At 74.3% G+C, this 14,152-nt stretch carries 12 protein-coding genes; 7 read left to right on the top strand and 5 right to left on the bottom strand.

Annotated features, from left to right (window positions below; translation table 11 throughout):
- Positions 1-91: 91 nt before the first annotated feature.
- From BMZ50_RS15960 to BMZ50_RS15940, 5 genes are read left to right on the top strand one after another with little or no spacing between them, the layout of a single operon-like run.
- Positions 92-934 (top strand): alpha/beta fold hydrolase, encoded by an 843-nt coding sequence (locus tag BMZ50_RS15960; protein WP_091326461.1) that lies wholly within the window; start codon positions 92-94, stop codon positions 932-934.
- Entirely contained in the window at positions 931-2,439 is a 1,509-nt protein-coding gene (locus BMZ50_RS24545) for a sensor domain-containing protein (protein ID WP_218146290.1), read from the top strand. Before BMZ50_RS15960 ends, BMZ50_RS24545 begins: the two co-directional genes overlap by 4 nt.
- Positions 2,436-2,858: a DUF1810 domain-containing protein gene (locus BMZ50_RS15950; protein ID WP_091326457.1), complete on the top strand. Its 423-nt coding sequence runs from the start codon at positions 2,436-2,438 to the stop codon at positions 2,856-2,858. Before BMZ50_RS24545 ends, BMZ50_RS15950 begins: the two co-directional genes overlap by 4 nt.
- A 37-nt stretch (positions 2,859-2,895) precedes the next feature.
- Positions 2,896-3,930, top strand: a complete 1,035-nt coding sequence (locus BMZ50_RS15945) for a glutathione S-transferase family protein (RefSeq protein WP_091326454.1) — start codon at positions 2,896-2,898, stop codon at positions 3,928-3,930.
- Between the two features lie 37 nt (positions 3,931-3,967).
- Positions 3,968-4,732 (top strand): DUF6308 family protein, encoded by a 765-nt coding sequence (locus BMZ50_RS15940; protein ID WP_091326452.1) that lies wholly within the window; start codon positions 3,968-3,970, stop codon positions 4,730-4,732.
- A gap of 136 nt (positions 4,733-4,868) precedes the next feature.
- On the opposite strand, the gene BMZ50_RS15935 is transcribed toward BMZ50_RS15940, so the two are convergent.
- From BMZ50_RS15935 to BMZ50_RS15915, 5 genes are all read right to left on the bottom strand, one after another.
- Positions 4,869-6,041, bottom strand: coding sequence for an aromatic ring-hydroxylating oxygenase subunit alpha (locus tag BMZ50_RS15935; RefSeq protein WP_245753674.1), 1,173 nt, complete (start codon positions 6,039-6,041; stop codon positions 4,869-4,871).
- Entirely contained in the window at positions 6,038-7,192 is a 1,155-nt protein-coding gene (solA, locus tag BMZ50_RS15930) for an N-methyl-L-tryptophan oxidase (protein WP_091326446.1), read from the bottom strand. The genes BMZ50_RS15935 and solA overlap by 4 nt, the downstream gene beginning before the upstream one ends.
- Positions 7,193-7,202: 10 nt before the next feature.
- The gene (locus BMZ50_RS15925; protein WP_091326443.1) at positions 7,203-9,566 is read right to left on the bottom strand and encodes a GcvT family protein; all 2,364 of its coding nucleotides are present in this window, start codon (positions 9,564-9,566) and stop codon (positions 7,203-7,205) included.
- A 131-nt stretch (positions 9,567-9,697) separates the two neighbouring features.
- The gene (locus tag BMZ50_RS15920; protein ID WP_091326439.1) at positions 9,698-10,471 is read right to left on the bottom strand and encodes an IclR family transcriptional regulator; all 774 of its coding nucleotides are present in this window, start codon (positions 10,469-10,471) and stop codon (positions 9,698-9,700) included.
- A gap of 151 nt (positions 10,472-10,622) precedes the next feature.
- Positions 10,623-11,456 (bottom strand): GntR family transcriptional regulator, encoded by an 834-nt coding sequence (locus BMZ50_RS15915; RefSeq protein WP_091326437.1) that lies wholly within the window; start codon positions 11,454-11,456, stop codon positions 10,623-10,625.
- Positions 11,457-12,145: 689 nt separating this feature from the next.
- Between BMZ50_RS15915 and BMZ50_RS15910 the strand changes: the two genes are divergently transcribed.
- Together BMZ50_RS15910 and BMZ50_RS15905 are read left to right on the top strand one after the other, a co-directional pair.
- Positions 12,146-13,630, top strand: a complete 1,485-nt coding sequence (locus tag BMZ50_RS15910; protein ID WP_218146289.1) for a purine-cytosine permease family protein — start codon at positions 12,146-12,148, stop codon at positions 13,628-13,630.
- Between the two features lie 82 nt (positions 13,631-13,712).
- Positions 13,713-14,054, top strand: coding sequence for a non-heme iron oxygenase ferredoxin subunit (locus tag BMZ50_RS15905; RefSeq protein WP_091326435.1), 342 nt, complete (start codon positions 13,713-13,715; stop codon positions 14,052-14,054).
- Positions 14,055-14,152: the final 98 nt, after the last annotated feature.

Here is a 14,152-nt window from a genome sequence, read left to right as displayed (position 1 = left end):
ATCCGGCCGAGTGAGTTCCGCTCAAGCGGCCGGAGGGGGCGTCCGATGGAAGGGGGAAGGGGCGGCGGTCCCCGTACCCAGGGAGAACGGCATGGCTGTCCAGGCGAGTACACGGCACCGGAACACGACCGGGGTGCTGCGCCGCAACAACGTCTCGGTCGCCGGCGCGCCGGACGGTCGGCCGCTCGTCTTCGCCCACGGGTTCGGCTGCGACCAGCACGTCTGGCGCTGGGTCGCCCCGGCCTTCGCCGAGAACCACCCGACGGTGCTCTTCGACCACGTGGGTGCCGGCGGCTCGGACCTGTCGGCCTACGACCGGGCCAGGTACGACACCCTGGACGGCTACGCCGCCGACGTGGTCGAGATCTGCGATGCGCTCGATCTGCGCGACGCGGTGTTCGTCGGCCACTCGGTGGGCGCGACGATCGGCGTCCTGGCGGCGCAGCGCGCGCCCGGACGCATCGGTGCCCTCGTCCTCGTCGCCCCCTCGCCGTGCTTCCTCGACGACCCGGCCGACGGCTACACCGGCGGCTTCTCCCGGGAGGACATCGACGACCTGCTCGAGACACTGGCCGGCAACTACCTCGGCTGGTCCGCGGCGATGGCCCCGGTGTTCATGGGCAATCCCGACCGGCCCGAACTGGCCGAGGAGCTGGTGAACGCTTTCTGCCGGACCGATCCCGCCATCGCCGAGCACTTCGCCACGGTGACGTTCCTGGCCGACCACCGCCGTGACCTGGCCGGTGTCGAGGTGCCGACGCTCGTTCTCCAGTGCTCCGACGACGTGCTGGCCTCCGAGGCCGTGGGGCGGTACGTCCACCGCCAGGTGCGCGGCAGCCGGTTCGTCCAGCTGCGGGCCACGGGCCACTGCCCGCACATCGGCGCGCCCGAGGAGACGGCCGCCGCCATCCGGGCGTTCCTGGAGACGACGTGACCCCGGGGGACACCGACTTCCCCGAGGAGGACCTCGAGGACCTGTACGAGCACGCGCCGTGCGGCTACCTGTCCACGCGCCCCGACGGCACGGTGGTCAAGGTCAACGCCACCTTCCTCGACTGGACCGGCCACCGCGCCGAGGACGTGATCGGGCGGCCCTTCCAGGACCTGCTGACCCCGGGCGGGCGGATCTACCACCAGACCCACGTCGCTCCCCTGCTCCGGCTGCAGGGCTCCGTGAAGGCGATCGCGCTCGAGCTGCTGTGCCCGGGCGGACGCCGGCTGCCCGTGCTGGTCAGCTCCGACGTCCGGGCCGACGCCTCGGGCACCCCGGTCCTGGTCCGGACGGCGGTCGTCGACCACACCGAGCGCCGGTCCTACGAGCGGGAGCTGGTGCGGGCGCGGAAGGCCGCCGAGGACTCCGAGCGCCGCGTCCGCGTCCTGCACCGGGCCGCGGCGCAGTTCGCGGAAGCCACGAGCACCGCGGAGGTCGTCGCCGCGCTGGCCGGGATCCTCGCCGACGAGCCCGGGAACGCCGGCGCGGGCGTCTGGCTGGTGGACCCCGACCGGGCGGCGCTCGTGCACGCCGGTGAGGACGGCCCGCCCGCCGCGTCCGTCGCCGACGCCGCCGTCCCCGCGGCGGCACCCGTACCGCTCGCCGCGGCGGTCCGCGGGCACGATGTCGTCGCCGTCCCGACTCCGGCGGCCGCCGAGCAGGACTTCCCGGCCGTGGCGCTGCCGATGCACCGGGCCCGCGTGGAGTCGCTGCTCGCGGTACCCCTGGCCGCCGACGGTGGGGTCGTCGGGGCCTACCAGGCCACGTTCCGCCGCCGCCGCGGCTTCACCCCCGAGCAGCTGGAACTGCACCGCACGCTGGCCCGGCAGGCCGGCGCGGCGATCGAGCGGTCCCGGCTGGACGAGGAGGTCCGGCACCTGGCCCAGCACGATCCGCTGACCGGCGCGGCCAACCGGGCGCTGTTCACCTCCCGCCTCGACCAGGCGCTCGCCGACGCGCGACGCACCGGCGCGCCGGTGTCGGCCATGTTCCTCGACCTCGACGGCTTCAAGGCGGTCAACGACGGCCACGGGCACTCCGCCGGGGACGACCTGCTGGTCGAGATCGCCCAGCGCCTCCGGCGGGTGGTGCGCCCCCGCGACACCGTCGGGCGGCTGGGCGGCGACGAGTTCGCCGTCCTCTGCGCGGGAGCCGATCCCGCCGAGGCCGCGCACATCGCCCGCCGCCTCGAGGAGGCGGTCCGGGCTCCGGTCGCGGTGGCCGGCCGGTCGGTGACGGTGACGGTGACCGCGAGCGTCGGGATCGTGGTGCACGACCCGGGATCGTGTCCGCCGGCGTCGGCCGGGCAGCTGCTCCGGTACGCCGACGCGGCCATGTACCGGGCCAAGGCGCTGGGCAAGGACCGGCACGTCATGTACGACACGACGTTCGGCACCGAGCTCCCCCGGTTGACGGCGCAGGGGGTGCGGGCGACCCTGCCGGGGTGAGCGACCCCCACGACCTGCAGCGGTTCGTGCAGGCCCAGGACGGCGGCACGTACGCGTCGGCGCTGCGCGAACTGCGGGCCGGCGCCAAACGCGGCCACTGGATGTGGTTCGTCTTCCCCCAGATCACCGGCCTGGGCCGCAGCGCGACCGCGCAGCGCTACGCGATCTCCGGGCTGCCCGAGGCGCGGGCCTACCTCGACCACCCGGTGCTCGGCCCGCGGCTGGTCGAGGCGGCGCGGGCGCTGCTCGACCTGGGCGCCACCGATCCGGTGCGGGTCCTCGGCGCGACCGACGCGATGAAGCTGCGGTCGTCGATGACGCTGTTCGCCGAGGCGGCACCCGACGAGCCGGTCTTCGGCGAGGTGCTCGACCGCTGCTTCGGCGGGGAGCGCGACACGGCGACGATCACCCGCCTCTGACGAGCGTCGCGCCGCACAGTCGATCAAGCTGGGAGGCGTGAGCGACGACAGCGGATCGGGTTACGTGACCGGCGGCGAGTACAGCCGGGACTCCAACTACATCACCGACCGGATCACCGCCGACGGCTCCGGCGGCTGGCCGGTCGAGGCCGGCCGGTACCGGCTGGTCGTGGCGCGGGCCTGCCCGTGGGCCAACCGGGCGGTGATCGTGCGCCGGCTGCTCGGCCTGGAGGGTGCGATCTCCATGGGCATGTGCGGCCCCACCCACGACGAGCGCAGCTGGACCTTCGACCTCGACCCCGGCGGCCGCGACCCGGTGCTGGGCTACGAGCGGCTGCAGGAGGCCTTCCTCGCCCGCTTCCCCGGCTACGACCGCGGCATCACCGTGCCCACGATCGTCGACGTCCCGAGCAAGCAGGTCGTCACCAACGACTTCGGCCAGATGACGCTGGACCTCTCCACCGAGTGGACGGCCTTCCACCGCGAGGGCGCCCCGGACCTCTACCCGGAGAAGCTGCGCGACGAGATGGACGAGGTCATGCAGCGGGTCTACACCGAGGTCAACAACGGGGTGTACCGCTGCGGGTTCGCCGGCTCGCAGGATGCCTACGACCAGGCCTACGCCCGGCTGTTCACCGCGCTGGACTGGCTGGAGGACCGGCTGACCGGTCAGCGGTACCTCATGGGCGACACGATCACCGAGGCCGACGTCCGGCTGTTCACCACCCTGGTCCGCTTCGACGCCGTCTACCACGGCCACTTCAAGACCAACCGGCACAAGCTCACCGAGATGCCGGTGCTGTGGGCCTACACCCGCGACCTGTTCCAGACCCCGGGGTTCGGCGACACGATCGACTTCCCGCAGATCAAGGAGCACTACTACGTCGTCCACGCCGACATCAACCCGACGCAGGTCATCCCGGCCGGCCCGGACACGGCCAACTGGCTGACCCCGCACGGCCGCGAGGAGCTCGGCGGCTCCCCGTTCGGCGACGGCACCCCGCCCGGCCCGCTCGCCGAGGGCGAGGAGGTCCCGGCCGACCACGGCCCGGGCGGCATCGGCCACCGCTGAGCCGACACGCGCGGCCGCCGTCCAGCAGGCTGGGCGGATGGCCGCCGATCTCCTCAGCCTGCCGAGCGCCGGGCCCGACCCGATCCCGCTGGCGACCGCCCTCGCGGCCGTGCTGGGCTACGCGCGGGGACGGCGGCCGCTGTGGTTCCGCTCGCCGAGCCACCCGCAGGGCCGGTGGGTGCGCATCCCGGCGTTCGGCTACGAGCGCTTCGACGCCCGGCCGCCCCGGTCCGGCGCGCTCGGGGACGACGACGTCCTCGCCGCCGAGGCGCTGCACGGCAGGCTGCCCCGCGAGAGCTGGGCGGCCGTCCGGACGGCGCTGGACGACGTGGCCGGCCTCGCCGGCGCGGTCGCCGACCGCGCCGCCGGCCGGCCGTTCTGGGAACTCCCCGCCGAGGAGTTCTCGGTGCTCGGCGAGCCCGGGACCGTCGGCGCCGCCCTCCGCGCCCTCCGGTCGCTCGGCCCCGACCCGCTGCCGGCCTACCTGTCGGCGGCGCTGCACCACCGGCGACCGGCGCTCGTCCCGCTCATCGACCCGGTCACCCGTCGCCAGCTGCTGCCGCACGTCGAGGAGGGCGACAGCGGCGTCGAGGCGGTGGTGCACCGGGAGCTGCGCGCCGCCGCCGAGGGGTTCGCCGCGCTCGAGAGCGCGGCGGCCGGCCTGCTCCGGGAAACGGGCGGCGTGCCGCTGACCCGCCTGCGGCTGCACGACGTCCTGGTGTGGCTCAGCGGCAGCCTCCGGCTGGCCCACGCCGTCGAGCTGGGCGTGCGGACCCCGGAGTGGGCCGCGGCCCGGCGCTGAGCCGGGCGCGGCCGGGACCGGCGCGCCGCGCGGACACCAGGTGTCCTGGTGGATCCTCGTGCTCTGCCCCCCACCGTGGGCAGAGCACGAGGATCTGCAGACAGACGTGCCCCGGGGGACGGCGGGCAGCGGTCGGTCAGGGCTCGCCGAGCCGGTTGCGCACCCAGTCGTGGAAGCCGGCGAGGTGGTGCTCGACGGGCACCAGCACCCCGCCGGCGGCGTAGGCGCGCGACCCCATCCCCGGCTGGCAGCGCTCGCAGGCCGCGAAGTCCTGCAGGTTGACCCGGTGGAACAGCTCCACCGAACGCGACAGGTCCGCATCCGCCGCGACGACCTCCGGGGCGTAGAGCCAGTCGCACTCCACCACCGTGCGGTCGACCGCGAGCGGCGTCATGCGGTGGAGGATCACGTGGTCGGGCACCAGGTTGAGGAAGGTCGTCGGGGGCACCGTCACCGCGAAGTACCGCCGATCCCGGCCGGGGTCGACGCCGGGCAGCGCCGGGAAGCCGGCGCCGCCGTCGACGGTGAACCCCGCAGCGCCCGGCGCGAACTCGGCGCCGTGCCCGACCGCGGACTGCGTGGCCACGCCCCGGGCGAACTCCGGCAGCACGCCGGTGAGCTCGGGGTGGATCGTCGCGCAGTGGTAGCACTCCATGAAGTTCTCGACGACGAGCTTCCAGTTGGCGCGCACGTCGTACCGGATCCGCCGGCCCAGGGCCAGCCGCTCGGCGCCGTAGCCCTCGATCGCCGCCGGGTCGCCCAGCCGCTCGCCGACCGCGCCGACCACCTCGCCCTCGAAGGACGGGGGGTCCGCGGCCGCGCAGACCCATGCGTAGCCGAGCCACTCGCGCAGCGCGACGGGCACCAGCCCGTGGGCCGCCCGGTCGGCGTCGGTCATGGCCCGCAGGTTCGGCGCCCCCACCAGCGCGCCGTCCAGGCCGTAGGTCCAGGCGTGGTAGGGGCAGCGCAGCGTGCGCCGCGTCCGCCCCGCCTCCTCGGTGCACAGCAGCGCCCCGCGGTGCCGGCACACGTTGAGGAAGGCGCGCAGCCGGCCGTCCCGGCCCCGGACCACCAGCACGCTCTCCCGGCCGACCTGCACCCGCCGGAAGGCACCGGGCTCGGCGACGTCGTCACCGCGGACCGCGCAGCACCACGTCGCCTCGAGCACCCGGGCCTGCTCGCGAGCGAACAGCTCCGGGTCGGTGTACCACCGGCCGGGCAGCGTGGGCCGCAGGGTGCTGTCCGGCGCGGGCGCCGGGGTACCGGCCGGGCGGGTCAGGTCGTCGGTGGTCATGCCATGGGTGCTCATACCGTCGCCTCCAGCGCCGGCCGGCGCGGGTCGAACAGGTCGATCGGGTGCGCGGTCGCGCCCTCGGTGGCGAGGTCGGCGAGGATCTCGCCGACCACCGGCACGAACTTGAAGCCGTGCCCGGAGAAGCCGCAGGCCACGCTCACCTGCGGGGCGCCGGGATGGACCGCGATCACGAAGTGGTGGTCCGGCGTGGTCGTGTACATGCAGGTGGCCGCGGTGAGGAACCTCCCGGGCAGGGTCGGCAGCACCCCGGCCAGGTGCTCGGCGATGACCGCGACCTCCTCGGCACCGACCTGCCGGTCGAGCGTCTCCGGGGTGCACCGCGTGCCGCGCCGGAAGAAGGCGACCTTGGCGCCGCCGTCCGGCCCGTCGAGGGCCGGGAAGCCGTAGACCTGGGTGCCGTCGGCGGCCTCGTGGATGTAGACCGGGTGCCGGTCCGGCGCGTACGGCCCCACCCCGCCGGTGGGCTGGAACCAGTACATGACCTGCCGCTCCACCACGCACGGCAGTCCCAGGTCGGCCAGCAGCACCGGCGCCCAGGCCCCGGGGCAGACGACCAGCCGGCCGGCCGTGTACTCCCCCGCCACGCTGCGCACCCGCACCCCGCCGTCCGCCGTCGTCGTCCAGTCCACGACCGGCTCGAAGCACCGCAGCTCCGCGCCGCGCCGCCCGGCCAGCTCCAGGTGCGCGGCGACGGTGCGCTCCGGGCGGGCGAACCCGGCGGCGGTCTCGTGGAGGCCGATCTCGTCCGGGCCGGGGGTCAGTGTCGGGAACCGGCGGCGGATCTCCGCGGCGTCGAGCACCTCGTGCGGCAGCCCCCACTCCCGGGAGGCCCGGAGGCTGCCGGCGACCGTGACGCTGCCCGGCGGGCCGAAGAAGATCCCCCCGGTGCGGGTGAGCACGTCGATGCCGGAGTCGGCGGCCAGCTGGTCCCACAGCTCGTAGGCGCGCAGCAGCAGCGGCACGTAGGCCGGGTCCTCGAAGTAGGACTGCCGGGTGATCCGCGAACCGCCGTGGCTGGAGCCGCGGTCGTGCGCCGGCCCGAACCGCTCCAGCCCCAGCACCCGCTGCCCGCGGGCGGCCAGGTGCGCCGCCGCGGCGCTGCCCATGCCGCCCAGCCCGATCACGATCACGTCGTAGCCCGCCACGTGCGCCCCCTCAGCGCCGCACCGGGACGCCCGGCTCGCGCACCACGGTCGCGGCCACCGGTTGCCCGAACCAGTCGATCGTCACCGCCCGGCCCGGCTCGGCCAGGTCGGCGGGCAGCCAGGCGAGCGCGACGGCGCGGCCGATCGTGGGGCCGAACGCGGCCGAGGTCACGTGGCCCACCGGTCTCCCGTCCACCCGCACCGGCTCCCGGCCCATGACGATCGCGGCCGGGTCGTCGAGCGTCAGGCGGGCCAGCCGCCGCTCGTGCCGGCGGCCCGCCAGCGCCGCCCGCCCGAGGAAGCCGCCGTCCGCCCGGACGGCGGCCTGCAGGCCCGCCTCGACCGGGTCCAGCTCGGCGGTCACGTCGAGCCCCCAGGCCGGAGTGCCCGCCTCCAGCCGCAGGCTGTCGTAGGCGTGCTGCCCCGCGGCCACCAGGCCGTGCTCCTCACCGGCGGCCCGCAGCGTGTCCCACAGCCGCAGCCCGCAGGCGGCGTCGGTGTGCAGCTCCCAGCCGGGCTCCCCGACCGGAGCGGTCCGCAGCACCGTGACCGGGACCCCGCCGACGGAGCAGCGGGCGCCCCCGCGCGCGTCGGGCGCGGCCAGCGACGCCAGGACCTCGTCGGCCCGCGGGCCCCACAGCCCGATGCCGCAGGTGCCCGCCGTGGTCTCGCGCAGCTGCACCGAGCCGTCGTCCGGGAGGTGCCGCCGGAACCAGTCGACGTCGAGCGGGCCGGCGCCGACCTGGAACAGCTGCTCGCCCAGCCGGGCGAGGGTGACGATCCCGCGGACGCCGCCGTCGGCCCGCAGCAACAGCGCGTCGACGACGCCGCCGACCGGCCCGACGTCGCCGGTGGTGAGCTCCCGCAGGAAGCCGGCCGCGCCGGGGCCGGCGACCTCGATCCGGGTCTGCGGGGTCAGGTCGTACAGCCCGCCCCGCTCCCGGGTGGCCCGCGCCTCGGCCACGGCGATCGGCGACCAGTGCCGCGCCGACCAGGCGTCCCGCGGCGGCAGGTCGAGCTCCGCGGCCAGCGGTGCGTTGGCCGCGAACCACAGCGGCCGCTCCCAGCCGCGGCTCTCCCCGAACACCGCCCCCAGCTCCTGCTGGCGCGCGACGAAGGGGCTGACCCGCAGCGGCCGCGGCCCGGCGAGCGGGGCCAGCGGGTGCACGACGTCGTAGACCTGGACGAACTGCGCGATCCCGCGCTCGGCGACGTACTCCGGGGACAGCTGCACGTCGGTGAACCGGTGCAGGTCGCACTCCGAGACGTCGGTGCGCGGCTGCCCCTCCACCAGCCACTCCGCCATCGCCCGGGCCACCCCCGCCGAGTGGGTCACCCACACCGCCTCGGCGACCCAGAACCCGGGCAGCTCCCGGGACTCGCCCATCAGCGGCATCCCGTCGGGGGTGAAGGAGAAGACGCCGTTGATGCCGTCGGCGACCTCCGTCCCGGCCAGCCCGGGCAGGAGCACCAGGCTCTGCTTCCACGCCTCGGCGAAGTCCTCGGGGGTGAAGGGCAGGCAGCTGTCGGCGTGCGCCGCGGCCTCCGCGGCGCGCACCGGCATCGGCCGGTGCCCGTAGGAGCCGATGCCCAGCCGGTCGCCGTGCTCGCGGTAGTAGAGGTCCTGGTCCTGGTGTCGCAGGATCGGGGCGCTCGCCTCGGAGACCGCCCCCGCCAGCGCCGGCACCGGGCCGGTGCGCGCGTACTGGTGCGCCAGCGGCTGCAGCGGCACGGTCACCCCGGCCATCGCCCCCACGTCCGGGCCCCAGAACCCGGCCGCGCAGACGACGACGTCGGCCGGCACGAACCCCCGGTCGGTGTGCACCCCGCTCACCCGGCCGCGGTCCTGCGCGATGCCGGTGACCGTGTGCCGGGCCAGGAAGCGCGCCCCTCGCCCGCTCGCCCGGCGGGCCTGCGCCTCGCCCGCCCGGACCGGCGCGGCCAGCCCGTCGGTGGGCACGTGCAGCCCGCCGAGGACGGCGCCGGGGTCGAGCAGCGGGTGCAGCCGGGCGCACTCGGCGGGGTCGAGCAGCCGGGCGTCGATCCCCGCCGCGGTGGCGAAGCCGTGCCGGCGGGCCAGCTCGGCCAGCCGCTCGGGCGTGGTCGCGACCTCCAGCCCGCCCACCTGGCGGAAGCACGGCTGCCCGTCCAGCGCGAGCCCCCGCAGCTTGCCGACCGTGTAGGCGGCGAACCCGGCCAGCGTCCGCGACGGGTTGGTCTGGAAGACCAGGCCCGGGGCGTGCGAGCTCGACCCGCCGGCGGCGAACAGCGGCCCCTGGTCGAGGACGGTGACCTCGGTCCAGCCGCGCTGGGTGAGCTCGTCGGCGAGCGCGCAGCCGACGATCCCGGCGCCGATGACGACCACGCGACCCATGGCAACGCCCTCCGACTGGTTGCGCTGCACGCAACGACGAGCGGAATGCGCAACACGGTTCGCGGCCGGGCGGGCGGGCGTCAAGACCGCCCCGGCCGGCCCTCCGCGGGTCGTGACGGGACGTCGCCGGCTCAGCCCGGCGCGCCGCCGGCCTCCGCGGCCGCCGCGCACAGCCGGGCGGCCACCCGCGCGAAGTCCTCCGGCCGGAGCCGGTAGGACGGCCCGGAGACGCTCATCGCCGCGACCAGCCGCCCGTCGGCGGCGCGCAGCGGCGCGGCCACCGCGTTCAGCCCGGCCTCCAGCTCCCCCACGGTCGCCGCCCAGCCGCGCTCCCGGACGGCGGCCAGCTCCCGCTCGAGGACGGCGGCGTCGCCGACGGTCGCCGGGGTGAACCGCTCCAGCGGGGCGGCGAGCACCCGGCCGGCCACCTCGCCCGGGCCGAAGGCCAGCAGCACCTTGCCGCTGGCGGTCGCGTGCAGCGGGGTCCGCCGGCCGACCCAGTTGAGCACGCCGATCGAGGCGCTCCCGTTCACCTGGCTGACGTTGACCGCCTCGACGCCGTCCAGCACGGCGACGTTGACGGTCTCGTCGAGGTCGGCGGCCAGCCGCTGGGCCACCGCCCGGGTGACGTCGGTGAGGTCGAGCTGGGCGGCGCTGGCCCCGGCCAGGCGGACCAGGCCGAAGCCGAGCCGGAACAGGCCGCGCTCGCGGAGCTGCTCGACCAGCCCCCGCTGCTCCAGGGTGGCCAGCAACCGGGAGGCGGTGGACTTGTGCACGCCCAGCTCGGCGCCGAGCTCGGTGACGCCGGTGGCCCCGCGGCGGGCCAGGATCTCGAGGATGGCCAGCGCGCGGTCGACCGACTGCACCGGCTGGGCCGCCCCGTTCCCGGCCGCACCGTTGCGCATGGTGCAACGCTAGTCGGTCGCCCCTGGTCGGACGGCGTGCCCGACCGGTGCGCAGCGCGGACGCGCGGCCGCGTTCCTCGTCATTGCCACGACCGTCTGGACCGCCCGCCCGCGGCCCCACCGGAGGGGACCGCGAGCCGGCCCCGGAGCATCAACCGTGCTGCGGCGCCGGCAGATGGTCCCCCACGACACCGGCGCGGCCCCGGCCGGTACGTCCACCGGCCCGCCGCCGCGCCGCCTCGGCCAGCTTGGGACCGGCGACCATCTGCACCGCATTCCGGACGGCCAGTGCGTCACTTCCGGGAGCGATGTCCGAAAGGACCGAGAGCGCGGTTATCTCCAGGTGCCGGGCGATCAGGAAAGCCGACTCGTCGCGATCCTCACCGAGGACCGCCGCCAGCAATTCCTGGTGCTCGCGGTGCCGACCGGCCGGCGCCTCGGGACGCGAGGAGTGGTACGTGTTCAGGTACCGCTCGCTCATCTCCGTGTAGGTGGCGATCGTCCGGCAGACGCGTGCCCCGGCCCTGCAGACGAGGACCTCGTGGAAATGCTGATGCGCCCGGTTCCACGCCGGCAGGTCATGGGCTTCACCGGCGGTCAGCATGCGCGCCAGCGTTGCTCGCGCATCATCGGCTTCCTCGGGGCTCAGACGGCCGGTGGTCAGCCGCACGCCGAAGCCCTCGAGCGCGATCCGGGATCCGTAGATCTGGTCCAGCTCGTCCACGTCGAGTTCCGTGACGCGTCCGCGCTGATTGGGCTCCGCCGCGATGAGTCCCTCTTCCTGGAGCATCCGGAACGCTTCCCGCAACGGCGTCCGGCTCACCTGGAACAGGCGCGCGAGTTCCGCCTGTTTCAGTTCCGTTCCGGGAGGGAGCGTCCCCGTGGTGATCAGGTCCCTCAGGTGCCGATGAATCTGCACGCTGGTCTGGCGAGGGTCCGCAATCTCCGGACGCGGGGAATTGATCAGGAGTTCAGCAATGGACATCCCTCCCCCTTTCACACGAGTAGTCTAATGGGAATTCTCTAGCGCAGCAGCCCATGGATGCGCGCCGATCCGGGCAGCGGCGCCCTCGAGAGCCGGGGACCCCGCGACAACACCGCAGCAGACGTCCTACACGCCTGCCACCGCTGCGACCCTCGCCTGTCACATTTCCTCGACCCCCTCCCCCCGCCAGGCGGCGGAGAGCGGCGCACGCTCGGCGCCTACCTGCAGAAACTACACACAGTCCGGTCGGCCCATGGCAAGCAAAATCACCATGTCGGCACCCGGTCCGGCGACGCGGGGCAGGGCGGGCTCGTCCGGATGAACACGCGAGACGCGGCTCCCCGCCACCGGTTTCCCGTTGCGCTCTATGCCTTCCTGACCAGCGGTTTTGTGTCGAGGACGTGATCGGGACGTTTCCGTCTCGTTGCGGAGCGGCCCCGGTCTGCTACCGGGTGTTACGGTCGCACTGCGGTCCGGGCGAGTGCTTGACAACACACTCCGCTGACCCCAAAGTGTGCACACCTTGACCCGCGGGATTACCCCGCTCCACCCAGATGGCGGTGCTCTGCATGGTTCAGCCAGCCACAGCATCCAGTGGCGCACCGGTTCGCCCGGCGCCCCTTGAGGTCTCGTTCACAGACGACCCGCGGGTCGTCAAAGAGGCCGCGACGGAGGACTACTCCACCCACGTGATGCCGCGCTCCTGGCGCAGCGGCCGGCTCTCCCTGGCCATGGCCTGGGGCTCGATGGTCAGCGCGATGTTCTGGGTCTACATGGGTGCCCTGATCGCCGCGGCGGTCGGCACCGTGGACGCCATCATCGGCATCGTCCTGACCTGCCTGGTCTACGGCGGGACGAACTTCGTCCTCACGAAGTACGCGGCGCGGACCGGCCTGACCGTCGCGCTGCTCTCCCGCCGGCTCTTCGGCTACGTCGGGTCGGTCCTGGCGCCGCTGATCTTCGCGGCCACGACGATCTACTACAGCGTCTTCGAGGGCTCCATCGTGGCCCACGCCCTGGAGAACTTCTTCGGCGGCGGCGACATCCGCCTGTGGTACCTGCTGGTCGTCCTCTACAGCATCCCGCTGATCGCCGGTGGCGTCCGGACCTGGATGGACCGGCTCAACGGCGCCCTGCTGCCGTTCTACATCGTCGGGATGATCGCGCTGGTCGTCTGGGCCAGCATCGAGAACGGGGCCAGCCTCGACGTCCCCGACCCGGGTCTGTCGCTGGCCGCGCCCGGCTGGGTGTGGGCCTTCACCGTGTACATGGGCGTCTACATCCTGATGATGTACACGGTCGACTTCGCCCGCTTCAGCAAGCCCGAGGACGCCACCTTCCACGCGAGCGTCACCTTCGGCCCGCCCTTCTACCTGCTCACCTACCTGGGCAACGGCCTGATCGGCATCTTCCTGGCCGCCACGGTGCCCGGCGTGCTGGGTGACGCGGGGATCACCGAGACCGGCATCGTCTCCGGCGTCGTGGGCACGATGGGCATCTTCGGCCTGCTGCTGATCTTCGTCAGCCAGACCCGCATCAACACCGCGAACCTCTACCTCGCCTCGACCAACCTGGAGGCCTTCGCCTCCCGGGTGTTCAAGGTGCAGCTGCCGCGGTTCACCTGGGCCATCGCCTGCGGCGTGCTGGTCTACCTGATCATGCTGACCGACGTCCTGAGCTACATCCTCAGGGCGCTGAACTGGCAGGGCGTGTTCGTGGTGGCCTGGGTCGCCATCGCGCTGGTGCACATCGCCGTCACCCGCAAGGACACCGGCACGCCGGAGTTCCGCCCGGGCCGGCTCAAGGCCGCGACGCCGGCCGTCGCCGTCTGGATCGTCGCCTCGGTCATCGGCATCTACCTGGTCGAGTCGGGGAGCACCGTCGGGGCGACGTGGTCGGCTCCGATCACCTTCCTCCTCGCCGCGGTGGGCTACCTCGCCGTCTCCAGGTACGACGTCCTGCTCGAGCGCGGCAACGACCCCCGCGACGAGGTCGAGGACGCGTGGGCGGCGCGGATCAAGTGCCACGCCTGCGAGAAGTCCTACACCGCCCTCGAGATGGACCGGGATCCCAGCCACGAGGAGCACGCGGCCATCTGCTCGGGCTGCGCCTCGGCGAGCCCGAAGCTGCACCGCGCGGCCGTGGTCGAGGCGACCGCCGGCCACACCGGCTGACCGGCACCCCACGGCTGCCCCGCCACCGCACCACGCATCAACCGCACCGAGAACGACACACCCAAAGAAGGAGGGACGTCAGATGAGGCGCCTGCTCTGCGACCTGGCCGATGTGCCCGACGGGCACGTGAAGGCGATCCAGCTGGAGGGCCTGCCCGAGCTGGCGGTCGCCAACGTCGAAGGGGCGTTCCACGTCTTCGAGGCGTTGTGCAGCCACGGAGCCTCGTCCCTGGCCGAGGGCCGGCTGCTCGGCTGCGAGGTCGAGTGCGTCCTGCACAAGGGGCGCTTCGACGTGACCACCGGCAAGGCGACCCGCCGTCCGGCCAAGAAGCCGATCGCGGTCTACCCGTCGGTCGTCGAGGACGGGCAGCTGTTCCTCGAGAGCGACATCCCGGCCGAGGCCGTCAGCGCCGCCGGCAGGTGATCCCCGCGGGTGGTGCCGGGACACCGGCACCACCCGCGACTCACCCCCTCCCGACCTCACCGCAGCACCGCACGCACAGCACGAAGAGCACCCCGACA

It is taken from the genome of Geodermatophilus ruber, assembly GCF_900114385.1.
Taxonomy (GTDB): Bacteria; Actinomycetota; Actinomycetes; order Mycobacteriales; family Geodermatophilaceae; genus Geodermatophilus; species Geodermatophilus ruber.
The sequence above is the reverse complement of the archived record's forward strand: the minus strand, read 5'-3'. Positions and strand labels throughout refer to the sequence as shown.